At 70.8% G+C, this 26,455-nt stretch carries 22 protein-coding genes and 1 pseudogene; 8 read left to right on the plus strand and 15 right to left on the minus strand.

Annotated features, from left to right (window positions below):
* Window positions 1-80 precede the first annotated feature (80 nt).
* Window positions 81-1,730 (minus strand): glucose-6-phosphate isomerase, encoded by a 1,650-nt coding sequence (gene pgi, locus M1E25_RS15120; RefSeq protein WP_251415710.1) that lies wholly within the window; start codon window positions 1,728-1,730, stop codon window positions 81-83.
* Between the two features lie 348 nt (window positions 1,731-2,078).
* Here pgi and M1E25_RS15125 point away from each other — a divergent pair.
* Window positions 2,079-3,251: pseudogene (locus M1E25_RS15125) on the plus strand (S8 family peptidase); the annotation flags it as partial.
* 311 nt (window positions 3,252-3,562) lie between these two features.
* Here M1E25_RS15125 and M1E25_RS15130 read toward each other — a convergent pair.
* From M1E25_RS15130 to uvrC, 10 genes are all read right to left on the minus strand, one after another.
* Window positions 3,563-3,898 carry an RNA polymerase-binding protein RbpA gene (locus M1E25_RS15130; protein WP_308290432.1) on the minus strand — a complete coding sequence of 112 codons (336 nt, stop codon included), beginning with the start codon at window positions 3,896-3,898 and terminating at the stop codon, window positions 3,563-3,565.
* Between the two features lie 136 nt (window positions 3,899-4,034).
* Entirely contained in the window at window positions 4,035-4,271 is a 237-nt protein-coding gene (gene secG / locus M1E25_RS15135; RefSeq protein WP_251415554.1) for a preprotein translocase subunit SecG, read from the minus strand.
* Window positions 4,272-4,376: 105 nt separating this feature from the next.
* Window positions 4,377-5,165 (minus strand): triose-phosphate isomerase, encoded by a 789-nt coding sequence (tpiA, locus tag M1E25_RS15140; protein WP_251415557.1) that lies wholly within the window; start codon window positions 5,163-5,165, stop codon window positions 4,377-4,379.
* A 7-nt stretch (window positions 5,166-5,172) separates the two neighbouring features.
* The gene (locus M1E25_RS15145) at window positions 5,173-6,375 is read right to left on the minus strand and encodes a phosphoglycerate kinase (protein ID WP_251415560.1); all 1,203 of its coding nucleotides are present in this window, start codon (window positions 6,373-6,375) and stop codon (window positions 5,173-5,175) included.
* Window positions 6,376-6,559: 184 nt separating this feature from the next.
* Window positions 6,560-7,564: a type I glyceraldehyde-3-phosphate dehydrogenase gene (gene gap, locus M1E25_RS15150; protein ID WP_251415563.1), complete on the minus strand. Its 1,005-nt coding sequence runs from the start codon at window positions 7,562-7,564 to the stop codon at window positions 6,560-6,562.
* 74 nt (window positions 7,565-7,638) lie between these two features.
* Window positions 7,639-8,043, minus strand: coding sequence for a hypothetical protein (locus M1E25_RS15155; RefSeq protein WP_372500836.1), 405 nt, complete (start codon window positions 8,041-8,043; stop codon window positions 7,639-7,641).
* A 73-nt stretch (window positions 8,044-8,116) separates the two neighbouring features.
* Window positions 8,117-9,106 (minus strand): DNA-binding protein WhiA, encoded by a 990-nt coding sequence (whiA, locus tag M1E25_RS15160; protein WP_251415566.1) that lies wholly within the window; start codon window positions 9,104-9,106, stop codon window positions 8,117-8,119.
* Window positions 9,097-10,161 (minus strand): gluconeogenesis factor YvcK family protein, encoded by a 1,065-nt coding sequence (locus tag M1E25_RS15165; RefSeq protein ID WP_372500837.1) that lies wholly within the window; start codon window positions 10,159-10,161, stop codon window positions 9,097-9,099. Before M1E25_RS15165 ends, whiA begins: the two co-directional genes overlap by 10 nt.
* The gene (gene rapZ, locus M1E25_RS15170) at window positions 10,158-11,084 is read right to left on the minus strand and encodes an RNase adapter RapZ (protein ID WP_251415569.1); all 927 of its coding nucleotides are present in this window, start codon (window positions 11,082-11,084) and stop codon (window positions 10,158-10,160) included. The genes M1E25_RS15165 and rapZ overlap by 4 nt, the downstream gene beginning before the upstream one ends.
* Entirely contained in the window at window positions 11,081-13,189 is a 2,109-nt protein-coding gene (gene uvrC, locus M1E25_RS15175) for an excinuclease ABC subunit UvrC (RefSeq protein ID WP_251415572.1), read from the minus strand. The genes rapZ and uvrC overlap by 4 nt, the downstream gene beginning before the upstream one ends.
* Before the next feature lie 199 nt (window positions 13,190-13,388).
* Here uvrC and M1E25_RS15180 point away from each other — a divergent pair, with 199 nt between their 5' ends.
* The 4 genes from M1E25_RS15180 to M1E25_RS15195 all read left to right on the plus strand — a co-directional run bounded on the left by M1E25_RS15180 (window position 13,389) and on the right by M1E25_RS15195 (window position 18,504).
* A complete protein-coding gene (locus M1E25_RS15180) occupies window positions 13,389-14,408 on the plus strand; it encodes a LacI family DNA-binding transcriptional regulator (protein WP_251415575.1) in 1,020 nt (339 codons plus the stop codon).
* 198 nt (window positions 14,409-14,606) lie between these two features.
* Complete coding sequence (locus tag M1E25_RS15185; protein WP_285830801.1) at window positions 14,607-15,623, plus strand: glycoside hydrolase family 130 protein; 1,017 nt, start codon at window positions 14,607-14,609, stop codon at window positions 15,621-15,623.
* Entirely contained in the window at window positions 15,620-16,891 is a 1,272-nt protein-coding gene (locus M1E25_RS15190) for a Gfo/Idh/MocA family protein (protein ID WP_251415581.1), read from the plus strand. Before M1E25_RS15185 ends, M1E25_RS15190 begins: the two co-directional genes overlap by 4 nt.
* Entirely contained in the window at window positions 16,888-18,504 is a 1,617-nt protein-coding gene (locus tag M1E25_RS15195) for a glycoside hydrolase family 13 protein (protein WP_251415584.1), read from the plus strand. Before M1E25_RS15190 ends, M1E25_RS15195 begins: the two co-directional genes overlap by 4 nt.
* A gap of 55 nt (window positions 18,505-18,559) precedes the next feature.
* On the opposite strand, the gene uvrA is transcribed toward M1E25_RS15195, so the two are convergent.
* Entirely contained in the window at window positions 18,560-21,547 is a 2,988-nt protein-coding gene (gene uvrA / locus M1E25_RS15200) for an excinuclease ABC subunit UvrA (protein ID WP_251415587.1), read from the minus strand.
* A 239-nt stretch (window positions 21,548-21,786) separates the two neighbouring features.
* On the opposite strand from uvrA, the gene M1E25_RS15205 reads away from it, so the two are divergent.
* The 3 genes from M1E25_RS15205 to M1E25_RS15215 all read left to right on the plus strand — a co-directional run bounded on the left by M1E25_RS15205 (window position 21,787) and on the right by M1E25_RS15215 (window position 24,306).
* On the plus strand, window positions 21,787-22,503 hold the full coding sequence (locus M1E25_RS15205) for a maleylpyruvate isomerase family mycothiol-dependent enzyme (protein ID WP_251415589.1): 717 nt from the start codon (window positions 21,787-21,789) through the stop codon (window positions 22,501-22,503).
* Between the two features lie 4 nt (window positions 22,504-22,507).
* Window positions 22,508-23,164, plus strand: coding sequence for an MBL fold metallo-hydrolase (locus M1E25_RS15210; RefSeq protein WP_251415594.1), 657 nt, complete (start codon window positions 22,508-22,510; stop codon window positions 23,162-23,164).
* 95 nt (window positions 23,165-23,259) lie between these two features.
* Window positions 23,260-24,306: a S66 family peptidase gene (locus M1E25_RS15215; RefSeq protein WP_251415597.1), complete on the plus strand. Its 1,047-nt coding sequence runs from the start codon at window positions 23,260-23,262 to the stop codon at window positions 24,304-24,306.
* Here the strand turns inward: M1E25_RS15215 and M1E25_RS15220 are convergent.
* From M1E25_RS15220 to M1E25_RS15230, 3 genes are all read right to left on the minus strand, one after another.
* Complete coding sequence (locus tag M1E25_RS15220) at window positions 24,300-25,346, minus strand: TerC family protein (protein ID WP_285830802.1); 1,047 nt, start codon at window positions 25,344-25,346, stop codon at window positions 24,300-24,302. The two genes, M1E25_RS15215 and M1E25_RS15220, sit on opposite strands and share 7 nt — an antisense overlap.
* A gap of 282 nt (window positions 25,347-25,628) precedes the next feature.
* Window positions 25,629-25,763 (minus strand): ATP-dependent Clp protease proteolytic subunit, encoded by a 135-nt coding sequence (locus M1E25_RS25775; protein ID WP_251415603.1) that lies wholly within the window; start codon window positions 25,761-25,763, stop codon window positions 25,629-25,631.
* Between the two features lie 104 nt (window positions 25,764-25,867).
* Window positions 25,868-26,446, minus strand: a complete 579-nt coding sequence (locus M1E25_RS15230) for a TerD family protein (protein ID WP_251415606.1) — start codon at window positions 26,444-26,446, stop codon at window positions 25,868-25,870.
* Window positions 26,447-26,455 lie beyond the last annotated feature (9 nt).

Genomic DNA, 26,455 nt, shown 5'->3' on the forward strand with positions numbered 1-26,455 from the left:
TACTGACTCAGGACACTAGGGTCTGTCTGACAGACCCCAGCAGTCCGGCCCCCGGCGGGGGACGCCGGGGGCCCGCGGGTTCAGCGCCCGCGCAGTGCGCGGTACCGGGCGACCAGGGCAGCGGAGGAGCCGTCCAGTTCCTCGGCCCCGGTGCCCTCGGTGAGGACCGGCTCCATGCGCTTGGCCAGCACCTTGCCGAGCTCCACGCCCCACTGGTCGAACGAGTCGATGTTCCACACGGCGCCCTGGACGAACACCTTGTGCTCGTACAGGGCCACGAGCTGGCCGAGCACGTTGGGGGTGAGCTCGGTCGCGAGGATCGTGGTCGTGGGCCGGTTGCCCGGGAAGGTGCGGTGCGGCACCTGGTCGGCGGGCACGCCCTCGGCTGCGACCTCCTCCGCCGTCCTGCCGAACGCGAGCGCCTGGCCCTGGGCGAACAGGTTGGCCATGAGCAGGTCGTGCTGGCCGGCGAGGTCGCCGAGTTCGTCGACCGGCCGGGCGAACCCGATGAGATCGGCCGGAACGATCTTGGTGCCCTGGTGGAGCAACTGGTAATAGGCGTGCTGCCCGTTGGTGCCCGGGGTACCCCACACCACCGGTCCGGTCTGCCAGGCCACGGGCCGGCCCTCGCGGTCCACGGACTTGCCGTTCGACTCCATGTCGAGCTGCTGGAGGTAGGCGGTGAAGCGCGACAGGTAGTGGCTGTACGGCAGGACGGCGTGGGTCTGCGCGTCGTGGAAACCGCCGTACCAGATGCCGAGCAGGCCCATCAGCAGCGGTACGTTCCGCTCCGGCGGTGCGGTCCGGAAGTGCTCGTCGACGACGTGGAACCCGGCCAGCATCTCGCGGAAGTGGTCCGGACCGATGGCGATCATCAGGGACAGCCCGATGGCCGAGTCGTACGAGTAACGCCCGCCGACCCAGTCCCAGAACTCGAACATGTTGGAGGTGTCGATGCCGAACTTCGCCACCTCTGCGGCGTTCGTCGAGACGGCGACGAAGTGCTTGGCGACGGCCGATTCGTCCCCGCCGAGGCCGTCGACGAGCCAGCGCCGGGCGGCGGTGGCGTTGGTGACGGTCTCGATCGTGGTGAAGGTCTTGGAGGAGACGACGAACAGGGTCTCGGCCGGGTCGAGGTCGCGCAGCGCCTCGTGCAGGTCGGCGCCGTCGACGTTGGAGACGAACCGGAAGTCCAGGTTGCGGTCGGTGAAGGGCCGCAGGGACTCGTAGGCCATCGCGGGTCCGAGGTCGGATCCGCCGATGCCGATGTTCACGACCGTGCGGATGCGCCGGCCGGTGTGGCCCTTCCAGTCGCCGGAGCGGACGTGGCCCGCGAACACGGACATCCGGTTGAGCACCGAGTGCACCGCGGGCACGACGTTCCGGCCGTCGACCTCGATGACGGTGTCGAGCGGAACGCGCAGCGCCGTGTGGAGCACCGCGCGGTTCTCGGTGTTGTTGATCTTCTCGCCGCGGAACATCGCGTCACGCAGCCCGGCGACGCCGCAGGCCGCTGCGAGATCGCGCAGCAGACCCAGGGTCTCGTCCGTGACCAGGTGCTTGGAATAGTCCACGTGCAGGTCGCCGACCTGGAGCGCGAACCGCTCGCCCCGACGGGGATCCTCGGCGAACAGCTCGCGCAACTGCACGTCGCCGAGCCGGCGCCGGTGCTCGCCCAGTGCGGTCCACTCCGGCATCCGGTCGAGCCCGGTGCGGCCTTCTGCGTTCATCTCGGACATCAGCCCACTTCTTCTCGTACCTGCCCCGCTGCCACTCCAACCTAATTGATCAGGGCGAGTGCAAGGTGTCGGGCGGGTGTCCTGCGGACCACGTGCCGCGGTCGTCCGCAAAGAGACGTATTGCCCCTCGGCGGCACGATCCGTCCATCACCCCGTTTCAACAGCTGATATGACTGTGCGTCACCGTGCAGGGAAGTGAAGTCGTGTACAGAGATCATTCACGTTGGAGATCTTGTCTTGGCCCTTCCGATCAGTCATCCTCCGAAGACGGGCAAGCGGACGAGACTCCCGGGTTCCCCCTTCCCGTCAGTACCCCAACCACGACGAGAAGGGCCTCGAATGGCAGCGATACGTACGTCCCAACGCCGCCTCGCTTCCGGACTGCTGGCCGCGGCCATATCCACCGCGCTCGCAGCGGCCGGAACCGCCCCGGCGAGCGCCGCACCGGCCGCCCAGAGCGATTACATCGTCACGCTCAAGGGCGCCGCGGGCCTCCTCGGGCTCGGCTCCGCGAAGTCCCGCAACGAGGCGCTGCTCTCCGAGCACGGCGGCACCCTGGGTCGCACGTTCACCTCGGTTCTCAACGGCTTCTCCGCCACGATGACCAAGGCCGAGGCCGCCGAACTCGCGGACGACCCCGCCGTCGCCTCCGTCCGGGCGGACAAGAAGTTCACGATCAACACGACCCAGTCCAACCCTCCCTCGTGGGGCCTGGACCGGATCGACCAGCCGGATCTGCCGCTCAACAAGTCCTACACCTACCCGACCAGTGCCGGCGAGGGCGTGACGGCCTACGTCATCGACACCGGTGTCCGGATCAGCCACAAGGACTTCGGCGGCCGGGCCTCCTACGGCTACGACGCCGTCGACGGCGACTCCACCGCCCAGGACGGCCACGGCCACGGCACCCACGTCGCGGCCACCATCGCCGGTTCCTCCTACGGCGTCGCCAAGAAGGCGAAGATCGTCGGCGTCCGCGTCCTCGACAACGACGGTTCCGGTTCGACGGCTCAGGTCATCGCCGGCATCGACTGGGTGACCAAGCACGCGAAGAAGCCGGCCGTCGCCAACATGAGCCTCGGCGGCCTCGCCGACCCGGCGCTCGACGAGGCGGTGCGCACGTCCATCGCCTCCGGCATCACCTACGGGGTTGCGGCGGGCAACTCCTCCCTCCCCGCGGCCCTCCACTCGCCGGCCCGGGTCGGCGAAGCGATCACGGTCGGCGCCAGCGAGAAGAACGACGCCATGGCGTCCTACTCCAACTTCGGGCCGGGCGTGGACATCTTCGCGCCGGGCACCTCGATCACCTCGGCCTGGAACACAAGCGACTCGGCGACCAACACGATCTCCGGCACCTCGATGGCCACCCCGCACGTCGTCGGCGCTGCGGCACTCTACCTGTCCAAGAACCCGTCCAAGAATCCGGCGCAGGTGTCCGATGCGCTGACCGCGGCGGCCGCCCAGAACAAGATCAGCGGCGCGCTGCTGACCCCCAACCGGCTGCTTCAGGTCCCCTGACCCCCACCACGCACGAAGGTCCGGTTCGCATCCCCTGCGAGGGATGCGAACCGGACCTTCGTCGTTCACGAGCATGCTGCGAGGTGCACACGGTCCTCGGCCGGCTGCCGGTTACCGGCCCGGAAAGCCGCAAAGCGCGGTGCAGCCCTGCCGGCTGCGGGCCGGACCCCGCCGGGGGCGGCCACTCGGTCCGGACCTCAGGGCACCGGCGCGGGGCGGGCCCGAGCCGAGCGGGATGCGAGGGCCCAGGGCGTGTTGTGAAAGTAGCGTCGTCCGCCCCTGGGGCGGGGCTTTCACAACACGCCCTAGATCTCGCCCCGCAGCTTGGCGAGGGCCTCCGCGAGAATGGCCTCGCCGTCGGCATCGCTGCGCCGCTCCCGCACGTAGGCCAGGTGGGTCTTGTACGGCTCGATGCGCGGCGGGTCCGGCGGGTTGTCCGGGTCCTTCCCGGCCGGGAAGCCGCACCGCGGGCAGTCCCACGTCTCGGGCACCTGTGCATCACTGGCGAAGCTCGGCTGCGTCTCGTGCCCGTTCGAACACCAGAAGGAGATGCGCAGGCGTGGGGCGGACTCGCCCCGCTCGGCCTCGCCCATCGGCCCCGCTCCGACCCGACTTCCTCGGATCGCGTTGCCACTTGCCACGGTCGTAACTCCCTGCGTGATGGTGCTGCGAAGTTGCCCCAGTCTACGTAAGGCCCAACGCGCGTCCAGTAAAAGGAGTTACACAGCGCTCCCCGGGGACGCAAGCCTCATGATAGGCCGCGTATGCGACGGGACGTCAGCTGCCCAGCTTCACCAGGACGCCGAGCACCACAATGCAGGCGAACCACAGCAGGCCGATCACGATCGTGATCCGGTCGAGGTTGCGCTCCGCAACGGACGAGCCACCGACGGAGGACTGCATGCCGCCACCGAACATGTCGGACAGTCCGCCGCCCTTCCCCTTGTGCATCAGCACCAGCATCATCAGCAGCACGCTGAAGACGAGCAGGGCGATCGAGAACCCTAGAACCACGGCTGGACCAACTCTCTCGGACTGTTGACGGGCGACGGGGACCGGCCGGCGACGACGCCGGTCCGGCCCCCGACAGGGTACGACGGAGTACGGGCTCCGGCCTACTTACTGGTCACGGAACCTGACGATCTTGACGAACTCGTCCGCGTCGAGCGCCGCGCCGCCGATCAGCGCGCCGTCGACGTCGGGCTGGGCCATGATCGCGGCGATGTTGCCGGACTTGACCGAGCCGCCGTACTGGATGCGGACCTTGGCGGCCAGTTCCTCGCTGTGGAGCTCGGCCAGGCGCCTGCGGATCGCCCCGCAGACCTCCTGGGCGTCCTCCGGGGTGGCGACCTCACCGGTACCGATGGCCCACACCGGCTCGTACGCGATCACGATCCTTTCCACCTGCTCGGCCGGGACGCCCTCGAGGGCGCCGTCGACCTGCGCGAGGGTGTGGGCGACCTGGTTCCCGGCCTTGCGGACGTCCAGGCCCTCACCGACGCAGAGGATCGGGGTCAGGTCGTGACGGAAAGCGGCCTTGACCTTGGCGTTGACGATCTTCTCGTCCTCGGCGTGGTACTGCCTGCGCTCGGAATGCCCGATCGCCACGTACGTGCACTTCAGCTTGGCGAGCATCGGCCCGGAGATCTCGCCGGTGTAGGCGCCCGAGTCGTGGGCGGACAGGTCCTGGGCCCCGTACGCGATCTTCAGCTTGTCGCCGTCGACGAGGGTCTGCACGGACCGCAGGTCGGTGAAGGGCGGCAGGACCGCCACCTCGACGGCCTCGTAGTCCTTCTCGGTCAGTGCGAAGGCGAGCTTCTGGACATGGGCGATGGCCTCGAGATGGTTGAGGTTCATCTTCCAGTTGCCGGCCATCAGCGGGGTGCGGCCGTTGGCGATGTCAGTCATGCGGGGTTCAGTCCTCCAGTGCGGCAAGGCCGGGGAGCGTCTTGCCCTCGAGGTACTCGAGGCTGGCGCCACCACCGGTCGAAATGTGGCCGAATGCCTTCTCGTCGAAGCCCAGGATGCGCACCGCCGCGGCCGAGTCACCGCCGCCCACGACGGTGAAGGCCGGGTTGTCGACCAGGGCCTGGGCCACCGCGCGGGTGCCCTCGGCGTAATCGGGGTGCTCGAAGACGCCCATCGGTCCGTTCCAGAAGACCGTTCTGGCGTCGGCGAGCTTCGAGGCGAAGAGCTTACGGCTCTCCGGCCCGATGTCGAGCCCCAGGAGATCGGCCGGGATCGCGTCCGCGGGGGCCGCGACCGGGTTGGCCGGCGCCTTCGTCTCCAGGTCCGGGAAACCTGCCGCGGCCATCACGTCGACGGGCAGGACAAACTCCACGCCGCGCTCGCGCGCCCGCGCCAGGTAGTCCGTGACCGCCGGGATCTGGTCCTCCTGCAGCAGCGACTTGCCCACCTCGTGGCCCTGGGCCTTGAGGAAGGTGTACGCCATGCCGCCGCCGATGAGAATGCGGTCCGCCTTCTCCAGCAGGTGCTCGATCACACCGAGCTTGTCCGAGACCTTGGCACCGCCGAGCACGACGGCGTAGGGACGCCGGACGTCCTCGGTGAGCTTCTTCAGGACGTCGACCTCGGCGGCGATCAGCCCGCCCGCGGCGTGCGGCAGGCGCGCCGGGAGGTCGTACACCGACGCGTGCTTGCGGTGCACGGCGCCGAAGCCGTCCCCGACGTAGATGTCGGCGAGGGCCGCCAGGCTGTCGGCGAAGGCACCGCGCTCGGCGTCGTCCTTGCTCGTCTCACCCGGGTTGAAGCGGAGGTTCTCGAGCACCGCGATCCCGCCGTTTCCGAGTCCGGCCACGGTCTCCCGGGCGGACTCGCCGACGGTGTCGGAGGCGAAGGCGACGTCCTTGCCGAGGAGCTCGCCGATCCGGGCCGCGGCGGGCGCGAGCGTGTACCGGGGGTCTGGTGCGCCCTTGGGACGGCCCAGATGGGAGGCGACAATCACCTTGGCGCCCGCCTCCGCGAGCTTCCTGACCGTGGGCAGGACCGCCCGGATCCGGCCGTCGTCGGTGATCGTCGTGCCCTCGAGCGGCACGTTGAGGTCGGCGCGGAGGAAGACCCGCTTGCCGGACACGTCGAGGTCGTCGATCGTCTTCATGTTCTGGACTCCTGGATAGCGCAACTCTTCACGTGGAAAAACGGCGGCCGGCGACGGAGGTTTCCCTCGGTGCGGAACGTCTGCCGGCGGGCGGCGCGGCCGCCGGGGAAGACGACGGGGCCCGTGCGGCGCGCTGTGCGCTGCACGGGCCCCGTCGTTCACATCGTCGTGCCTGCCGAGGCGGTCAGAGCCTGCCGCCGACGAAGACGGTCAGGTCCACGAGGCGGTTGGAGTAGCCCCACTCGTTGTCGTACCAGCCGACCACCTTGACCTGCTTGCCCTGGGCCATGGTCAGGCCCGAGTCGAAGGTGCAGGAAGCCGGCCAGTTGACGATGTCCGAGGAGACGATCGGGTCCTCGGTGTACTCCAGGACGCCCTTGAGCCCGCCCTCCGCGGCCTTCTGGAACGCGGCGTTGATCTCGTCCTTGGTGACCTCGCGGTCGAGCTCGAGGACGAGGTCGGTCACCGAGCCGGTCGGGACCGGGACACGCATCGCGATGCCGTCCAGCTTGCCCTTGAGCTGCGGCAGGACCAGGGCGGTGGCCTTCGCGGCGCCCGTGGACGTCGGGATGATGTTCTCAGCGGCGGCGCGGGCGCGGCGCAGGTCCTTGTGCGGGAAGTCCAGGATGCGCTGGTCGTTGGTGTAGGCGTGGACCGTCGTCATCATGCCCTTGACGATGCCGAAGCTCTCGTCCAGGACCTTCGCCATCGGCGCCACGCAGTTGGTGGTGCAGGAGGCGTTGGAGATGACGTGGTGCTGCGCGGGGTCGTACTTGTCCTGGTTGACGCCCATCACGACGGTGATGTCCTCGTCCTTGGCGGGCGCCGAGATGATGACCTTCTTGGCACCGGCCGCGAGGTGCTTGGCGGCGTCCTCACGCTTGGTGAAGATGCCGGTCGACTCGACCACGATGTCAGCGCCGAGCTCGTTCCAGGGGAGGTTGGCCGGGTCGCGCTCGGCCATGGTCTTGAACGTCTGGTTGCCGACGGTGATCGTATCGGCGGTGTGGCTGACCTCCTGCTTCAGTCGGCCCAGGATCGAGTCGTACTTCAGCAGGTGCACCAGAGTGGCGTTGTCGGTCAGGTCGTTGACACCGACGATCTCGATGTCCGCGCCCTGCTCCAGGAGCGCGCGGAAGTAGTTGCGGCCGATGCGGCCGAAGCCGTTGATGCCTACGCGGATCGTCACGAACCGATCTCCTCGTTGGTGCGCCGGCACACGTGCCGGCGAGCTGTATGGGATGTCCCCGACCACACCCGACCCTACCCCTCCGGAACGCACCTGGTGACATCGGGCGGGCCGGGGACACCCGGGGTCAGCGGCCCAGTGCCCGCAGTGCCCCGCGCATCAGCCCGGTGCGGCCCGTCGCCGCGGTCACCGTGCTCCAGTCCGAATCCCAGGAGCACGGTGTCACCGGTGGTGACGGCCGCAGAGGTACGGAACAGCTCACCGGAGCGCGCCCAGTCGGCCCCGTTCGCCGGGCTGCCCTCCGGCGGGCCGGGGACGGTCCACGGCCCGAGGTCCTGCTCGAACCCGCCGTCCTCCTGCCCGGTACCGCCGGTGACGAGCCGGGGGTTGTCCACGAACACACCCCGCCCGCCCGAACCGGGGTCGGTCACGTACGAGACGGACACCTCGACCCGCTCGCCGGCGTAGGCGCCCAGCATGAAAGCGGACGGCGGACGGCCCCGGCCCCGCAGGAGGGGGGCCGGGACCGTCCGGAATCGGCGGAGGGGCCGGTCAGCCGACGAGACCGTCGGCCAGTTCCTCGGTCAGATTGGACTCGGTGCCGGGAATCCCCAGGTCCTGGGCCCGCTTGTCGGCCATCGCCAGCAGCCGGCGGATGCGGCCCGCGACCGCGTCCTTGGTCAGCGGCGGGTCGGCCAGGGCTCCCAGCTCCTCCAGCGACGCCTGCTTGTGCTCCATCCGCAGCCGGCCCGCGGCGGCGAGATGGTCCGGGACCTCCTCGCCGAGGATTTCCAGCGCCCGCTGCACCCGGGCTCCCGCGGCGACGGCCGCCCGGGCGGAACGGCGCAGGTTGGCATCGTCGAAGTTGGCCAAGCGGTTGGCCGTCGCCCGGACCTCGCGGCGCATCCGCCGCTCCTCCCAGGCCAGGACCGACTCGTGCGCGCCGAGCCGGGTCAGCAGCGCACCGATGGCGTCGCCGTCGCGGACGACCACGCGGTCGACGCCGCGCACCTCGCGCGCCTTGGCCCCGATGGAGAGCCGACGGGCGGCTCCGACCAGCGCGAGCGCGGCCTCGGGGCCCGGGCAGGTCACCTCCAGCGAAGACGACCGGCCGGGTTCGGTCAGCGAGCCATGGGCGAGGAAGGCGCCGCGCCAGGCCGCCTCGGCGTCGCAGGTGGCCCCCGAGACCACCTGCGGGGGCAGCCCGCGGATCGGCCGGCCGCGGCCGTCGACCAGGCCGGTCTGCCGGGCCAGTTGGTCGCCGCCGGCCACCACGCGGACGACGTAACGGCTGCCGCGGCGCAGCCCGCCCGGTGCCATCACGACCAGGTCCGAGGCGTGGCCGAAGATCTCCAGGATGTCCTTGCGCAGCCGCCGCGCGGCAATGCCCGTGTCCAGCTCCGCCTCGATCACGATGCGACCGCTGACCAGATGCAGTCCGCCCGCGAACCGCAGGATGGAGGAGACCTCCGACTTCCGGCAGCAGGTCCGGGTCACCGGGAGCCTGGAGATCTCATCCTTCACCGCTGCCGTCATCGCCATGGGCCGATCCTTCCATGCATCCGAAAAATACGGTCGTACGCGGCGGCCAGCAGCTCCGGATCGTGTTTCGGGGCTCCGTCGGGCGCGGCCACGGGCGCCAGCTCCACCCTGCCGCCCAGGCGGGCGGCGGCGTCGTTCAGGCTGTCCCGGTCGGGCACGGCGGCCTCGTCGGCCAGCACCACGTCGAAGGCGAGTTTAGGGGCGTGTCGGGCCAAAACCTCCAAATGACGCTGCGGAGAGAAGCCCTCGGTTTCCCCGGGCTGTGGCGCGAGGTTGAGCGAGAGCACCCGCCTGGCCCGGGTCTCGGTGAGCGCCTGGAGCAGTTCGGGCACCAGGAGGTGCGGGATCACGGACGAGAACCACGAGCCGGGTCCGAGCACGACCCAGTCGGCGTCCAGGACCGCCTCGACGGCCTGGGGCACCGCAGGCGGGTCCTGCGGCACCACGTGCACCGACAGGACCTCGCCGGGGGTGAGCGCCACGGTGGCCTGCCCGCGGACGGTGGTGGTCTCGTGCGGCCGGGCCGGGTCGTGCCCCCGTACCTGGGCCTGGAGTTCCAGCGGGACGGCGGACATCGGCAGTACCCGGCCATGGGCGCCGAGGAGCCGGCCGACCCACTCCAGGGCCGCCACGGGGTCCCCCAGCTGCTCCCACAGGGCGACGATCAGGAGGTTGCCGACCGCGTGGCCGTGCAGTTCACCCCGGCTCGCGAAGCGGTGCTGAATGACGCGCGCCCAGGTCTGGCCCCAGTCGTCGTCGCCGCACAGCGCCGCGAGGGCCTTGCGCAGGTCGCCGGGGGGCAGCACGCCCAGTTCGTCGCGCAGCCGCCCGCTCGAGCCGCCGTCGTCGGCCACGGTGACGACGGCGGTCAGGTCACCGGTGATCCGGCGGAGCGCGGCGAGCGAGGCGGACAGCCCGTGGCCGCCACCGAGGGCGACGACCTTGGGCTGCTGTGCGTCCCGCCGCCCGGCGGCGCGCCCGCGTGCCAGATCGGCGCCCTCGGTGACGAGCCGGCGGACGCGCCGCAGCCGTGAGGCACGGCCGGTCCCCGTCACTCGCGCCCCATGTCCCGGTGCACGACCACGGTCTCGATGCCCCCCGAGGCCAGTCGGCGGGCCAGTCGCTCCGACATGGCGACGCTGCGGTGCTTGCCGCCGGTGCAGCCCACCGCGACCGTCACGTACCGCTTGCCCTCGCGGCGGTATCCGGTGGCGATGAGCTGGAGGAGTTCGGCGTAGCGGTCGAGGAACTCCTTGGCCCCCGGCTGGTTGAAGACGTAGCCGGACACCTCCTCGTTGAGCCCGGTGAAGGGGCGCAGCTCCGGCACCCAGTGCGGGTTGGGCAGGAAGCGGCAGTCCACGACGAGATCGGCGTCGACGGGCAGGCCGTACTTGAACCCGAAGGACATGACGGTGGCCCGCAGTTCGGGCTCCTCGTCGCCCGCGAACTGGGCGTCCATCTTGGCGCGCAGCTCGTGGACGTTGAGGCTGGAGGTGTCGACGACGAGGTCGGCGTCCCCGCGCAGTTCGCGCAGCAGGTCGCGCTCGGCGGCGATGCCGTCGACGATCCGGCCGTCGCCCTGCAGGGGGTGCGGGCGGCGGACCGATTCGAAGCGGCGCACCAGGGCGTCGTCGGAGGCCTCCAGAAAGAGTGTGCGACGGGTTACGCCCTTGGCGTCGAGGTCGGCGAGCGACTCGCGGAGGTTGTCGAAGAACCGGCGGCCCCGCACGTCCACGACGACGGCGATCCGGGCGACGTTGCCCTGGGAGCGCGCCCCCAAATCGACCATGGTCGGGATCAGGGCCGGCGGCAGGTTGTCCACCACGAACCAGCCGAGGTCCTCGAGGCATTTCGCGGCAGTGGACCGACCTGCTCCGGACATGCCGGAGATGATCACCAGCTCAGGAATGGCGGCTTCGGCGCTGTCCGCCGTCGTGCCCGTGGTCACCTGTGCTCCGTCTCCGTCGTTCTCGTTCATCGTTCCTTCCCCCGTCCCGGCGACGCGGCCGCGGGTGCGGCCCCGTCCTCCATGATCTCTCCTGTGGCGGTGTTCACCGCCGGAGCCGCGGGTGCCGCCCCGGCGAGGGCAGCCGCCACGGTTTCGGCCGTCTTCCGTCCGATGCCCGGGACCTCGCAGATCTCGTCGATCGTGGCGGCGCGCAGCCGTTTGAGCGAACCGAAGTGCTTCAGCAGGGCCTGCCGCCGCCCGGAGCCGAGCCCGGGGACGGCGTCCAGCGGGCCGCTGCGCAGCGACGCGCTGCGCTTCTTGCGCTGGTAGGCGATGGCGAAACGGTGCGCCTCGTCCCGGATCCGCTGCAACAGGTACAGGCCCTCGCTGGTGCGCGGCAGAACCACCGGGTCGGTGTCGTCCGGCAGCCACACCTCCTCCAGGCGCTTGGCGAGGCCGCAGACGGCGACGTCGTCGATGCCGAGTTCGTCGAGCGCGCGCCGGGCCGCGGCGACCTGGGGCTGCCCGCCGTCGACGACGACGAGCTGCGGTGGGTAGGCGAAGCGGCGGGGCCGTCCCGACTCCGGGTCGAGTGGACCGGACCGGCCGTCCCCCAGGGGGTCGGGCCCGTCCGCGGGGTCGTTCCCCTCGGGGACCTCCCATTCGCCACTGCGCTGCATCTCGCTGAGGTAGCGGCGGAACCTCCGGCTGATCACCTCGTGCATCGATCGGACGTCGTCCTGGTCCGTGCCGTGCCAGACCTGTTCGCCGCCCACCCGGCCCTTGACCTGGAAGCGCCGGTACTCGCTCTTGCGGGCGAGGCCGTCCTCGAAGACGACCATCGAGGCGACGATGTCCTCGCCCTGGAAGTGGGAGATGTCGAAGCACTCCACGCGCAGCGGCGCCGAGTCGAGGCCGAGCGCATCGGCGATCTCCTCGAGCGCGCGGGAGCGGGTGGTGAGGTCGGAGGCGCGTTTGGTCTTGTGCAGGACGAGCGCCTGCTGGGCGTTGCGCTGCACGGTCGCCATGAGGTCCTTCTTGTCGCCGCGCTGCGGGACCCGCAGGTCGACGCGCGAGCCGCGGCGTTCGGCGAGCCAGGCCGCGACCGGCCGTGCGGCTTCCTCGCCGTACTCGTCCGTGGCGGCGGGCGTGTCGGGCAGGGCGGGCACCAGGACCTCGCGCGGGACGCCCTCACCGCTCTCGTCACCGTAGAGCTGCTGGAGGGCGTGCTCGACGAGCCCGGCGGTGTCGACCTCCTCGACCTTGTCCGTGACCCAGCCGCGCTGACCGCGCACCCGCCCGCCTCGGACGTGGAAGATCTGGACCGCTGCCTCGAGTTCGTCCTCGGCGACAGCGATCAGGTCGGCGTCGGTGGCGTCGGCGAGCACCACGGCGTTCTTCTCCATCGCCCGGCGGAGGGCCTCGGCGTCGTCACGCAGCCGTGCAGCCTTCTCGTACTCCATCTCCTCGGCGGCCTCGTGCATCCGCTGTTCGAGCCGGCGCAGATGGGCACGGGTGCGGCCGGCCATGAAGTCGCAGAACTCCTCGGCGAGTTCGCGGTGTTCCTCCGGGCTGATCCGTCCGACACAGGGCGCCGAGCATTTGCCGATGTAGCCGAGCAGGCAGGGGCGGCCGATCTGGGCGGAACGCTTGAACACCCCGGCGGAGCAGGTCCGTACGGGGAAGACCCGGAGCATCAGGTCGACGGTCTCGCGGATCGCCCACGCGTGCGCGTACGGGCCGAAGTAGCGGACCCCCTTGCGCTTCGGTCCCCGCATCACCTGGACCCGGGGGAACTCCTCGTTCATGGTGACGGCAAGGGACGGATAGCTCTTGTCGTCGCGGTACTTGACGTTGAACCGCGGGTCGAACTCCTTGATCCAGGAGTACTCCAGCTGAAGCGCCTCGACCTCGGTGGAGACCACCGTCCACTCCACGGACGCGGCGGTGGTGACCATGGTGCGGGTGCGCGGGTGCAGGCCTGCGAGGTCCTGGAAGTACGAGGAGAGCCGCTGACGGAGGCTCTTCGCCTTCCCGACGTAGATCACCCGGCGGTGCTCGTCCCGGAATTTGTAGACCCCCGGCGAATCGGGAATCTGCCCCGGCCTGGGTCGGTAGCTGGTGGGGTCGGCCATGGCATCCACCCTACTGGCGGGCAGGGACAGCACCGGGCGGGGCGGGAATCGCGAGGACACGCACGGTGACCGGGAGGGGTCACGGCCCGGCCGGGGGTTGACAGCCTCGGCACTAAACCGCTTCAGTTGCATCCGTCGCGCGATCTCGAACCGGTTTGAAAGACCGGGTGCGCGCCCCGCACCGACCGGAGTGACCCTCATGGACCGACGTCCCACCATCGCGGACGTAGCGAAGCTGGCGGGCGTTTCCCGCAGCGCCGTCTCCTTCGCGCTGAACGGCCGTCCCGGCATCTCCGAGGACACCCGGGAGCGCATTCTGGCCGCGGCCCGCGAACTCGGCTGGCAGCCCAGCCGTCCCGCGCAGGCGCTCTCCCGCGGCCGGGCGGGAGCCCTGGGGCTCGTCCTGTCCCGGGAGCCCGGCGCGATCGGCGCCGACGCCTTCTTCCCCGCGTTCATCGCCGGAGTCGAGTCCGTACTGGCCGAACGCGGTGACGCACTGGTCCTGCAGGTCACCGGCCCCGGCGACGAGGAGGCCGTGTACCGGCGCCTGGCCTCGGACCGCCGGGTCGACGGCGTCCTGCTGACGGACCTGCGCGTGGACGACCCGCGCCCCGCCCTCACCACCGAACTCGGCCTGCCCGCCGTAGTGGTGGGTGACGCGGACGGCGCGCACGGGCTGTGCGCCGTCTCCCTGGACGACCGCCCGGCGTTCGCCGCCGCGGTGCACCGCCTCGCGGACCTGGGTCATCGCCGCATCGCCCACGTCGCGGGGCCGCAGGAGTTCCGGCACGCCCGCCGCCGCCGCCAATCGTGGGAGCAGGCCATGCGGGAGGCCGGTCTGCCGCCCGGCCCGGTGCTGCCCGGCGGGTTCACCGCCGCGGGCGGCGCCTCGGCGACCCGCGAACTGCTGGGCCTCGGGCCGGACCGGCCAACCGCCGTCGTCTACGCCAACGACCTGTCGGCGACGGCCGGTCTCGCAGTGGCGCAGCAACGGGGCCTGGCCGTCCCCGGCGACCTCTCGGTGGTCGGCTACGACGACACCCCGCTCGCCGCCTACACGCACCCGCCGCTGGCGTCCGCCCGGGCGGACGCCCAGGGCTGGGGCGCAGCAGCCGCCCGCGCCCTGGACGAGGTCATCGACCGCGGCAGGGCGGACGACGTCGAACTCGCCCCGGCCGAACTGCGGCCGCGGGCGTCCATCGGACCGGCGCCCGCATGAGCGGCGCCCACGCCCCCCCGCAACCCGCCGGCACCCCACCTCGTCCCCCGGACCGCACCGCATCCCACGACCCCGACCGACCCTCCCCCGGACTCCGTCCGGGCGTACCCCCATCTCCGCACCAAAGGGCTGAACACCGTGCACGAGCGCACCACCGACACCACCATCCCGTACCGACTGGTCCGCCAGGGCGTCGTGATGTCCCCCGCCCCAGGAGAACCCCACGAGGCCGAGGGCGTTCTCAACCCCGCCGCCGGGCGCACTCCCGACGGAACCCTGCACCTGCTCCCCCGGCTGGTGGCAGAGGGCAACGTCTCCCGGGTGGGGCTCGCCGAGGTCGTGCTGACCGACGGCGTGCCGACCGGAGTCGAGCGGCGCGGCACCGTCCTGGAACCCGACGAGGGCTGGGAGCGCGGCCTGAACAACGCCGGCGTCGAGGACCCGCGCATCACCTGGATCGAGAGCCTCGGCCGGTTCGTCATGAGCTACGTCGCCTACGGCCCGCTGGGCCCCAAGCCCGCGCTGGCCGTCTCGGAGAACCTCACCGACTGGCAGCGGCTGGGCCCGATCCAGTTCACGTACCAGCCGGACCTGGACACCGACCTCAACCTGTTCCCCAACAAGGACGTCGTCCACTTCCCCGAGCCGGTGCCCGGGCCGGACGGCGAGCCGGCGTACGCGATGCTGCACCGCCCGATGTGGGACCTGGGCTGGTTCCGTCCCGGTGAGGGCGTGCACCTTCCCGCAGGCGTGACCGACGAGCGGCCCGGCATCTGGATCAGCTACGTCCCGGTCGCCGAGGTGGAGAAGGACATCACCGCGCTCGTGCGGCCCCGTGACCACCGGCTGGTCGCACTGTCCGAGCACCCCTGGGAGTCCCTGAAGATCGGCGCCGGGCCGGCCCCGATCCGCGTCGACGAGGGCTGGCTGCTCATCCACCACGGCGTCTCGGGCTCCATCGAGGACCCCTTCGCCCAGAACCAGAAGGTCAGTTACGCCGCCGGCGCGATGATCCTGGACCCGGCGGACCCGGCGCGGGTGCTGTCCCGATCCTCCGAGCCGCTGATGGAGCCCGAGACCGAGGAGGAGCGCTCCGGCACCGTGCCCAACGTCGTGTTCCCCACGGCGATCGAGGAGATCGACGGCACGCTGTTCGTCTTCTACGGCATGGCCGACGCGCACATCGGTGTCGCCCGCCTGGAGCGCACGGCATGACCGCGTCCGTCCCGGCGACCGGGGCGGACGGCACGCTCGGCCTGGGGCTGGTCGGCTGCGGCGCGTTCGGGGCGTACGTCCTCGACGCCGTGGCCGGCCTGCCGGGTCTGCGGGTCACCGCGGTGGCCGACGCGGACCCGGTGCGGGCGCGGACGCTCGCGGACGCCCACGGCTCGGCAGTCTGCTCCGGCCCGGACGACCTGCTGCAACGGTCCGACGTGCACGTCGTCGCGCTGGCCACGCCGCCCGCCGGCCACGCGGACCTGGCCGTGGCAGCGCTGCGCGCGGGCCGTCACGTCTTCTGCGAGAAGCCGCTGGCCACGACTGCCGCGGAAGCGGCCCGGGTACGGGACGAGGCCGAACGCTCCTCCGGCGTCCTCGTCGTCGACCACGTGCTGCGCTACAACCCGCTGCTGCGGATGCTCCAGCGCCTCGGCCCCGGGGAGCGGGGCGGTGAGGGACTGCTGGACCCGCTGCGGAGGTTCGCCTTCGAGAACGACGCCTCCGACGAGGACCTCGGCCCCGGCCACTGGTTCTGGGATCCGGAGCACAGCGGCGGCATCTTCGTCGAGCACGGCGTGCACTTCTTCGACGCCGCCCGTGCCCTGATGGGGAGCGAGCCGGAGACCGTGCAGGCCATGGCCGTGCGTCGGGACGGCGACGGCCCCGAGGACATCGTGGTCGCCACCGCGGCCCATCCGGGCGGCGCCGTCGCCACACACACCCACTCGTTCACCCACGCGCACCGCTGCGAACGGCAGTTGATGCGGCTGGACTACGGCTTCGCCGAGGCCCGCGTCACCGGCTGGATACCCGTCCACGCGACCCTGACCGCGTGGACGGACGACGCCGGTGCGGCCCGCTGGGAGGCACTGCCGGCCAGGTCCGCCGAGCTGCTGGCCGTCCCCGGCATGCCGCTGCACGGCGGCGAACGGGTGACGGTGACCGTGCACCGGAACGCCGGTTCCGCAGCGGCAGCCCGCGGTCGCGGTGTCTCCCGCAGCGTTCCGCACCGCGTCGACGCGGTGATCGACCTCGGCGGCGAGGCGATGAAGCCGCACGTGTACGCGGGCAGCGTCCGCGCCGCCTTCGCCGACCTGCTGCGCTGCGCTGTGGACGGCGGCACTCCGGTCGCGGACGCACGTTCGGGGCTGGCCGCGGTGGCGGTCGCCGAGGCCGCCACCCGGGCCGCCGCCACCGGCCGCACCGAACCCGTCCTGATACCGGGCCGCGGTACGGCGCCACGGATGCCGGGAGCGGGCACGTGAGGGGGCGGCCGGACGGCGAGGCGTCCGCCTGGTGGCGGGACGCGGTCTGCTACGAGATCCATCCGCGGGCCTTCGCCGACTCCGACGGCGACGGCATCGGCGACCTGCCCGGTCTGACCTCCCGGTTGCCGTACGTGGCGGAGCTGGGCGTCGACGCCGTCTGGCTCACGCCGTTCTACCCCTCGCCGCTGGCCGACGCCGGGTACGACATCGCCGACCACACGGCGGTCGCCCCGGAACTCGGCTCCCTCGAGGACTTCGACGAACTCACCGCGCGGGCCCATGCGCTGGGTCTCAGGGTGATCGTCGATCTGGTGCCCAACCACACCTCCGACGCGCATCCGTGGTTCCGCGAGGCGCTGAGTGCCCCGCCCGGCGACCCGGCGCGGGAGCGTTTCCTCTTCCGCCCCGGACGCGGTGCGGACGGCGAACGGCCGCCCAACGACTGGCAGTCCGCCTTCGGTGGGCCCGCCTGGACCCGGGTCCCCGACGGGGAGTGGTACCTGCACCTGCACGCCCCGGAGCAACCGGATCTGAACTGGCGCCATCCGGCCGTCCGCGCCGAGTTCGAGCGGATCCTGCGGTTCTGGCTGGACCACGGCGTCGACGGGTTCCGGGTGGACGTCGCCCACGCGCTGTTCAAGGAGGCCGGGCTGCCGGACGCCGGCCCCGGGCAGCACCAGGACATCGCCACCAACCACCTGCTCCCCTACTACGACCGCGAGGAGCTCCACCCGCTGTACCGGCGCTGGCGGTCGCTGCTGCTCTCGCATCCGGCCGGTCCGCCCGGATCGGCCCACCCGGCCGAGCGGTTGCTCGTTGCCGAGGCCGCGGTCTTCGATCCGGAGCGGCTGGCCCGCTACGTCCGGCCGGACGAGATGCAGCAGAGCTTCAACTTCGCCTTCCTGGAGTGCCCGTGGGAGCCGGCTGCGCTGCACCGCGTCATCGACGGTTCGACCCGGGCCATGGCCGGTGTGGGCGCACCGGTGACCTGGGTGCTCTCCAGCCATGACGCGATCCGGCCGGTCACCCGCTACGGCGGGGGCGCCGTCGGGGAGCGCCGGGCGCGGGCGGCTGCACTGCTCATGCTGTCGCTGCCCGGCACGGCGTATCTCTACCAGGGCGAGGAACTCGGTCTGCCGCAGGCCGAGTTGGCCGACGACCGGATCCGCGACCCGCTGTGGGAGCGCTCCGGCCGCACCGAGCGCGGGAGGGACGGCTGCCGCGTGCCCCTCCCGTGGACGGACGGCCTGCCGCCGTACGGCTTCAGCACCGCAGCTCCGGCGGACTGCTGGTTCCCGCAGCCGGAAGGCTGGGGCCTGCTGTCCGTGGCGGCGCAGAGCAGCGACAGCTCGTCCATGCTGGCGCTTCACCGCACCGCGTTGCAGGTGCGGCGGAACAACCCCACGTCGGACGGGGGCCCGCGGCTGCTCACGCCGCCGGACGCCTCGCACCTGGCCTTCGACCGGGGCGACCGGCTCCGATGCCTGGTCAACTTCGGCCCGGATCCGCTGCAGCTTCCCGGGGGCTGCGAGGTCCTGCTGACCAGCGGCCCGCTCAGCGACGGGATGCTGCCGGCGGACACCACGGCCTGGGTCGCACCGGCCCGCTGACCGCGACGGCGGGCGAGGAACCGAACCCGCCCCTCGCCCGCCGTCGCCGCCTTCGCTACGCGCCGGTGGTCTTCCGGGACGCCGTCCTCTTCGGGGCGGTCCGGCCCGACGCGGCCTTGGCGGCAGCCGACTTGGCCGTCTTCCTCGCCACGCTCTTCTTCGCCGCGGGCTTCCTGGCCGGTGCCGGGGAGGCATCGCTGACGCGGTCCCCGAGCAGTTCGCGGAGGAACTTGCCGGTGTGGCTGGCCGGGATCGAGGCGACCTCCTCGGGCGTGCCCTCGGCGACGACCAGACCGCCGCCGCTGCCGCCCTCGGGCCCCATGTCGACGACCCAGTCGGCCGTCTTGATCACATCGAGGTTGTGCTCGATGACGATGACCGAGTTGCCCTTCTCCACCAGCCCCGACAGCACGGTGATCAGCTTGCTGATGTCCTCGAAGTGCAGCCCGGTGGTGGGCTCGTCGAGGACGTAGACGGTCCGGCCCGTCGAGCGCTTCTGCAGTTCGCTGGCGAGCTTGACGCGCTGCGCCTCGCCGCCGGACAGGGTGGGCGCGGGCTGCCCGAGCCGGACGTAGCCCAGCCCGACCTCGTGCAGCGTCCGCAGGTGCCGGGAGATGGTCGGCACGGCCTCGAAGAAGTCGAGGGCCTCCTCGATCGGCATGTCCAGGACCTCGGCGATGGACTTGCCCTTGTAGTGGACCTCGAGGGTCTCCCGGTTGTAGCGGGCGCCGTGGCAGACCTCGCACGGCACGTACACGTCCGGCAGGAAGTTCATCTCGATCTTGATCGTGCCGTCACCGGAGCAGTTCTCGCAGCGGCCGCCCTTGACGTTGAAGGAGAAGCGGCCCGGCAGGTAGCCGCGCACCTTCGCCTCCATGGTCTCCGCGAAGAGTTTGCGGACGTGGTCGAAGACACCGGTGTAGGTCGCCGGGTTCGACCGGGGCGTACGGCCGATGGGCGACTGGTCGACGTGCACCACTTTGTCGACGAGGTCGTCTCCGTCGACGCGGGTGTGCCGGCCGGGCACCGCACGGGCGCCGTTGAGCTCCCGCGCCAGATGCGTGTACAGGATGTCGTTCACGAGCGTGGACTTGCCGGAGCCGGAGACACCGGTCACGGCGGTGAACACGCCGAGGGGGAAGGACACGTCGATGTCCTGGAGATTGTTCTCCCGCGCCCCGCGGACCGTCAGCCTGCGCTCCGGGTCCACCGGCCGCCGGACGTCCGGGGTCACGATCTCCCGCTTGCCGACGAGATACTGACCGGTCATCGACTCCTTGTTGCTCAGCATCTCGGACAACGGGCCGCTGTGGACGACCTTGCCGCCGTGCTCGCCCGCACCGGGGCCGATGTCGACGACCCAGTCGGAGGCGCGGATGGTGTCCTCGTCGTGCTCGACGACGATCAGGGTGTTGCCCAGGTCGCGCAGCCGGACGAGGGTCTCGATCAGCCGGTGGTTGTCGCGCTGGTGCAGGCCGATGGACGGCTCGTCCAGCACGTACAGCACGCCGACCAGGCCGGACCCGATCTGCGTGGCCAGCCGGATGCGCTGCGCCTCGCCGCCGGAGAGGGTGCCCGCCGCGCGGTTCAGCGAGAGGTAGTCCAGACCCACGTCGACGAGGAACCGCAGCCGCTCGTTGACCTCCTTGAGCACCCGCTCGGCGATGGTCTTCTCCCGGCCGGTCAGCTTCATGTCGCGGAGGAACTCCGCGCACTCGCTGATCGACATCGCGGAGACGTCGGCAATGGACCTGCCGTGCAGGGTGACGGCCAGCACGATCGGCTTGAGCCGGGTGCCCTCGCAGGTGGGGCACGGCACTTCGCGCATGTAGCCCTCGAAGCGCTCACGGCTGCTGTCGCTCTCCGCCTCGGAGTGGCGCCGCTTGACGAACGGCACCGCACCCTCGAACGAGGTGGTGTACGCGCGCTGGCGGCCGTAACGGTTGCGGTAGCGCACCTCGATCTGCGTGCGGTGGCCGTTCAGCAGCGCCTTCCGTGCACGCTGCGGCAGCCCCGCCCACGGGATGTCCGTGCGGAACCCGAGCTCGTCGGCGAGGGCGCCGACGAGCCGGGAGAAGTAGTCCCGGGTGTGGCCGTGCGACCAGGGGCTGATGGCGCCCTCGTCGAGCGACTTGTCCTCGTCCGGGACGATCAGCTCCGGGTCGACCTCCATCCTGGTGCCGATACCGGTGCACTCGGGGCAGGCGCCGAACGGCGAGTTGAAGGAGAACGAGCGCGGTTCCAGCTCCTCGAACGACAGGTCGTCGTACGGGCAGTAGAGATGCTCGGAGTACATCCGCTCGCGCTGCGGGTCGTCCTCGTCGAGGTCGACGAAGTCGAGGATCACCATGCCGCCGGAGAGCCCGAGGGCGGTCTCCACCGAGTCGGTGAGCCGTCGCTTGGCGCCCTCCTTGACGGTGAGCCGGTCGACGACCACCTCGATGGTGTGCTTCTCCTGCTTCTTCAGCTTCGGCGGATCGCTCAGCTGGATCGTCTCACCGTCCACCCGGGCTCGGCTGTAGCCCTTGGTCTGCAGGTCGGAGAACAGGTCGACGAACTCGCCCTTGCGCTCGCGCACCAGCGGGGAGAGCACCTGGAAGCGGCTGCCCGGTTCGAGGGCCAGTACCTTGTCGACGATCGCCTGCGGGGACTGCCGGGCGATCGGCCGGCCGCACTCGGGGCAGTGGGGCTTGCCGATCCGCGCGAACAGCAGCCGGAGGTAGTCGTAGACCTCGGTGATCGTGCCGACCGTCGAGCGCGGATTGCGCGAGGTCGACTTCTGGTCGATGGAGACCGCCGGGGAGAGGCCCTCGATGAAGTCCACATCGGGCTTGTCCATCTGGCCGAGAAACTGGCGGGCGTAGGAGGAGAGCGACTCGACGTAGCGACGCTGCCCCTCGGCGAAGATCGTGTCGAACGCGAGCGAGGACTTGCCCGACCCTGAGAGTCCGGTGAACACGATGAGCGAGTCACGGGGCAGGTCGAGCGAGACGTTCTTGAGGTTGTGCTCGCGAGCGCCACGGACGATGAGACGGTCGGCCACGCCGGTCGGCACCTTTCTTGAGAGAAACGGGGGTGCTCTGGCCCCTGCTCCGTTCGGCCCTGCCGGGAGGGATCCCGTCGGCGGAAGCGAGAGGCGAGGGGAGGCCCCCGAACCAGGGTATGGGGGGCGCCACTGCGATGTCCTGCGGTTGTCCGTGCCGAGCCTATAGCACGCGCATTCGATTTATGGCCCGGCGGTCAGAGCTTCACCCGAACGTGTGGTGGCGCTAACGTCGGGTCATGACTGATCACGTTCTCGACATGGCATCCGTGGCCGACGCCACGGACCGGCTGATCGCCGCCGCGGGCAAGCTGGACGACGCCGCACTCCACCAGCCCTGCGGACTCCCCGGCTGGAGCCGGGGGCACGTCCTCGCCCACATCGCACGCAACGCGGACGCTTTGGTCAACGTGCTCACCTCCGCACACACCGGGGAACACGTCCCCATGTACACCAGCGCCGAGGCACGGGACCGGGACATCGAGGAGGGTTCCGCCCGCCCGCTCGCCGCTCAACTCGAGGACCTCACGGCGAGTGCCACCCGGTTCAACCACGCGGCGGCCCTGCTTACTCCCGATCAGTGGCAGCGGACCGTGGAACTGCGCAACGGCGTGACGGACGTGGCGGCCCGCGTGCCGTTCCGGCGCCTCGCCGAGGTCGAACTGCACCTGGTCGACCTGGACGCCGGATACGCCGTCGGTGATCTCCCCGCCGGCTTCGTCGACGCGTACCTCGACTACGTCGTGGGCGAGCGCTTCGCGGGGCGCGCGGACGTCCCGGCGCTCCTGGTCTCCACGAACGACGGCGAGGGGCGGCGCACCGGCCGCGCCGAGGGCGACCCGGTGACCGTCAGCGGCTCCCCAGCGGCGCTCCTCGGCTGGCTGACCGGGCGCACCGACGGCACGGGGGTCCAGCCCTCCGGGCCCCGTCTTCCCGCCCTTCCGCCACTAGGCTGAGGACATGACGTACAGCGGAACGGTGACGGTCGGCGGACCGGCGGACGTGCACGAACTGACCGACCTCATGATCTCCAAGGTCGCGGTCGGCCCGATGAACAACAACGCCTATCTGCTGCGGTGCCGGCGCACCGACGAGCAGTTCCTCATCGACGCCGCCGCCGAGCCCGCCACGCTGATGACACTCGTCGGCGACAGCGGGATCACGGGCGTCGTCACGACACACCGCCATGCCGACCACTGGCAGGCCCTCCAGGACATCGTGAACGCGACAGGGGCCAGGACGTACGCGGGCCGCTACGACGCCGAGGGCATCCCGGTTCCCACCGACGTCCCGGTGGAGGACGGCGATGTCATCCGCGTCGGCCGGGTCGATCTCACCGCGCGCCGGATGATCGGCCACACCCCGGGCAGCATCGTGCTGATCTACGACGACCCGCACGGCCACCCGCACGTCTTCACCGGTGACTGCCTGTTCCCGGGGGGCGTGGGGAACACCCACAACGACCCCAAGGCCTTCACGACGCTGATCTCGGACGTGGAGAACAAGCTGTTCGCGCGGCTTCCGGACGAGACCTGGGTGTACCCGGGCCACGGCGACGACACCACCCTGGGCGCGGAGCGCCCGCATCTGCAGGAGTGGCGCGAACGCGGCTGGTAGTCACGGTGGCAGGTCCCGGTCCGGCGGCCGGGACCTGCCGCCGGACCGGGAAAACGCGTCGCGGCGGGCATCGGCGCCCCGCTACGGTCCGGGACATGCCGAGACCCGTTCACCCGCCCAAGCCGCAGCCCGGTGACCGGATCGCCGTGCTCTCCCCGTCGTCAGGTCTGCCGGGGGTCCTCCCGCTCCCCTTCGAGCTCGGACTCGCCCGCATGGAACGGGATTTCGGGCTGAAGCCGGTGGAGTTCCCCACCACACGGCAGATGGGCTCGACCCCGCAGCAGCGCGCCGACGACATCCATGCCGCGTTCGCCGACCCGGACATCGCGGCCGTGATGGCGAGCATCGGCGGGGACGACCAGATCACCGTCCTGCCGCTGCTGGACCGGGAGCTGATCCGGGCGAACCCGAAGCCGTTCTTCGGGTTCAGCGACAACACCAACCTGCTCATGACCCTGTGGAACCTGGGCATCGTCGGCTACCACGGCGCTTCCGTGATGTGCGAGCTGGGCCGTCCCGGTGCGATGCACCCGCTGACCGAGCAGTCGCTGCGCGCCGCGTTGTTCCGCTCCGGCCCCTACAAGCTCCCGGAGGCCTCGGAGTACTGCGACGAGAGCCGGGACTGGGCGGATCCGGCGACCTTCGACGCCGAGCCGGCCATGCAGCCGTCGGGCGGGCGGATCTGGCACAACGCGGACCGCGTGGTGGAGGGCATCAGCTGGGGCGGCAACCTGGAGATCCTGTCCTGGCTGCTGATGGCGGACCGCGAGATCCAGCCGGATGAGAGCGCGTACGACGGGTGCGTGCTGTTCCTCGAGACGTCGGAGGAGTTGCCCGCCGCCGAGGAGGTCTTCCGCGTGCTGCGGAACATGGGCGAGCGCGGGCTCCTGCAGCGCTTCGGCGCCCTGTTGATGGCTCGGGCAAAGGCGTGGAGCTTCGAGCGGCCCAACGGTCCGGAGGCGAAAGCCGAATACGCGCGCGACCAGCGTGAGGCGGTGCTGCGGGCGCTGGCGGTCTACTCCCCGGACATGCCGGCGGTCTTCGACCTCGACCTCGGCCACACCGACCCCCAGCAGGTCATTCCCTACGGAGGGTCGGTGCGGATCGACGGTCGGACGCGGACCGTCACCGTCACCTACTGACGGTTTTCGGCCTCGGACGGGCAGTCACCGGCCCGGGCGGGCCGGTCGACGGGCGCGGGGGCACTGACCGGCTCCTCGACGAGTTGCGCAGATCCCTCGTCGTGGCCGGCCTCCGCCTGCTTCCGGGAGGCCATGAGGCTGGTGACGGTGGTGACGACCAGCACGGCGCAGATGACACCCAGTGAGAACGGGATGCTGATCTCCGGAACGTGGACGCCGGACTCGTGCAGGGCGTGCAGCACCAGCTTGACGCCGATGAACCCGAGGATCACCGAGAGCCCGTACGAGAGGTGGACCAGCTTCTTCAGCAGCCCGCCGATCAGGAAGTACAGCTGCCGCAGGCCCATCAGCGCAAAGGCGTTGGCGGTGAAGACGATGTACGGGTCCTGCGTCAGGCCGAAGATCGCGGGAATCGAGTCCAGAGCGAAGAGGACGTCCGTGGTGCCGATCGCCAGCATGACGATGAGCAGCGGGGTCATCAGGCGCTTGCCGTGCTCACTGATGAACAGCTTCGTGCCGTGGTACGCGTCGGTGGACGGGAAGCGCTTCTCCACGATCTTGAGGAAGCGGTTCTCCTCGTACTCCTCCTCGTCCTCCCCGGAACGGGCGTCCTGGATGAGCTTCCAGGCGGTCCAGATCAGGAAGGCGCCGAAAAGGTAGAAGATCCAGGAGAAGCCTGCGATGATCGCGGCGCCGGCGGCGATGAAGATCGCGCGCAGCACGAGCGCGATGAGCACACCGACCATCAGCACCCGCTGCTGGAGCGGCGAGGGCACCGCGAATTTCGCCATGATCAGCACGAACACGAAGAGGTTGTCGACACTGAGCGACTTCTCCGTGACGTAGCCGGCGAAGAACTCCCCGGCCGGCTGCCCACCGCCGTAGAGGAAGAGTCCGAGTCCGAAGAGGGCGGCGAGGACGATCCAGACGGTCGTCCAGATGCCGGCCTCCCGGAGGGAGACCTCGTGCGGTTTGCGGCCGCCGATGAAGAAGTCGGCGGCGATGAGGGCGCACAGACCGGCAACGGTCAAGGCCCACATGGTCAGACTGATGTTCACTGTTCCTCCGGCAACGGGCACGCAGCACCCCGAGGGCACCGCGTCACGGCATGTCAGCGTCGTCGCTGCCGGAGGTCTCTTCCGCCCGGGGCGCCGTGCAGGCGTCCGGACCGGCTGGCCCGGGTCCGCAGCGGCCCGTTGTCGGGTCGCGGACCGTGTTGACGGGCGCGCCGCGTCAGGAGTACTCCCCTCCGCATGCGGAAGAGTACAGGAATGGCCAAGCAACGGTAAAGAAATGGATAAAACACCAGTTCAGGTCACTTCTCAGAGCTGGTGGATCACGATCTCGGCATTGGGCAGCGCGAAGCGCCTGCCGCGGGTGCCGGCGCTCAGCAGCATCGGGTGCGCCGCGCAGGTGGAAGCGGCAGAAGGGACACCTCGGGAACGGGGCCCCTGCACGTGTCCGCCGCTCCTCCCTTCCCGCCCGAGGCCGTCCGGCGGTCGCTCACGCCGACGCCGGGCGGGAGGGGCATCGGTCTCCCGTCCGCCTACGGGACGTCAGATCAGAGGTGCGGCAGGATCGCCGGCATGAGGTCCTGGAAGGTGCGGCCGTCGGCCGGGTTGCCGATGGCCGTCATCTTCCAGCCGCCGTCGGCCCGGTGGACCTTCGCCATGATCTGGGCGGTGTACTTGCCGCCGCCGGTGAGGGTGTAGCGCGCCATCTCCTCGCCGCTGCTCTCGTCCACCAGGCGGCAGAAGGCGTTCTCGACCTCGGCGAAGGTCTGCCCCGTGAAGGAGTTGACCGTGAAGACGATCTGGTCGACGTGGTCCGGGACGCGCTGGAGGTCGACGAGGATCGCCTCGTCGTCACCACCCCGACCGGCGCCGCCGACGAGGTTGTCCCCGGTGTGCCGGACGGACCCGTCGTCACTGCTCAGGTGCCGGAAGAAGACGACGTCCACCGGCTTCTGCCCGGCGAAGAGCACGGCCGAGGCGTCGAGATCGATGTCCTTGGTGCGCAACCCGAACAACCCGCGGCGCGGGGCCGCCTGCCAGCCCAGCCCCATGCGCACCGCGTTCAGGCTTCCCCCGCCGGACTTCTCGAGGCTGATGCCCTGCCCCTTGGACAAGTTGACGCTCACGCGGTGTCC

The sequence above is a fragment of the Streptomyces meridianus genome, assembly GCF_023703325.1.
Lineage (GTDB): Bacteria > Actinomycetota > Actinomycetes > Streptomycetales > Streptomycetaceae > Streptomyces > Streptomyces meridianus.

Excerpts from the sequence above, each read along its gene's own strand:
- pgi (WP_251415710.1), bottom strand. The coding sequence starts at position 1,730 with ATGAACGCAGAAGGCCGCACCGGGCTCGACCGGATGCCGGAGTGGACC.
- tpiA (WP_251415557.1), bottom strand. The coding sequence starts at position 5,165 with ATGACTGACATCGCCAACGGCCGCACCCCGCTGATGGCCGGCAACTGG.
- M1E25_RS15145 (WP_251415560.1), bottom strand. The coding sequence starts at position 6,375 with ATGAAGACGATCGACGACCTCGACGTGTCCGGCAAGCGGGTCTTCCTC.
- M1E25_RS15155 (WP_372500836.1), bottom strand. The coding sequence starts at position 8,043 with ATGCTGGGCGCCTACGCCGGCGAGCGGGTCGAGGTGTCCGTCTCGTAC.
- whiA (WP_251415566.1), bottom strand. The coding sequence starts at position 9,106 with ATGGCGATGACGGCAGCGGTGAAGGATGAGATCTCCAGGCTCCCGGTG.
- rapZ (WP_251415569.1), bottom strand. The coding sequence starts at position 11,084 with ATGAACGAGAACGACGGAGACGGAGCACAGGTGACCACGGGCACGACG.
- uvrC (WP_251415572.1), bottom strand. The coding sequence starts at position 13,189 with ATGGCCGACCCCACCAGCTACCGACCCAGGCCGGGGCAGATTCCCGAT.
- M1E25_RS15180 (WP_251415575.1), top strand. The coding sequence starts at position 13,389 with ATGGACCGACGTCCCACCATCGCGGACGTAGCGAAGCTGGCGGGCGTT.
- M1E25_RS15185 (WP_285830801.1), top strand. The coding sequence starts at position 14,607 with ATGTCCCCCGCCCCAGGAGAACCCCACGAGGCCGAGGGCGTTCTCAAC.
- M1E25_RS15190 (WP_251415581.1), top strand. The coding sequence starts at position 15,620 with ATGACCGCGTCCGTCCCGGCGACCGGGGCGGACGGCACGCTCGGCCTG.
- M1E25_RS15205 (WP_251415589.1), top strand. The coding sequence starts at position 21,787 with ATGACTGATCACGTTCTCGACATGGCATCCGTGGCCGACGCCACGGAC.
- M1E25_RS15210 (WP_251415594.1), top strand. The coding sequence starts at position 22,508 with ATGACGTACAGCGGAACGGTGACGGTCGGCGGACCGGCGGACGTGCAC.
- M1E25_RS15215 (WP_251415597.1), top strand. The coding sequence starts at position 23,260 with ATGCCGAGACCCGTTCACCCGCCCAAGCCGCAGCCCGGTGACCGGATC.
- M1E25_RS15220 (WP_285830802.1), bottom strand. The coding sequence starts at position 25,346 with ATGTGGGCCTTGACCGTTGCCGGTCTGTGCGCCCTCATCGCCGCCGAC.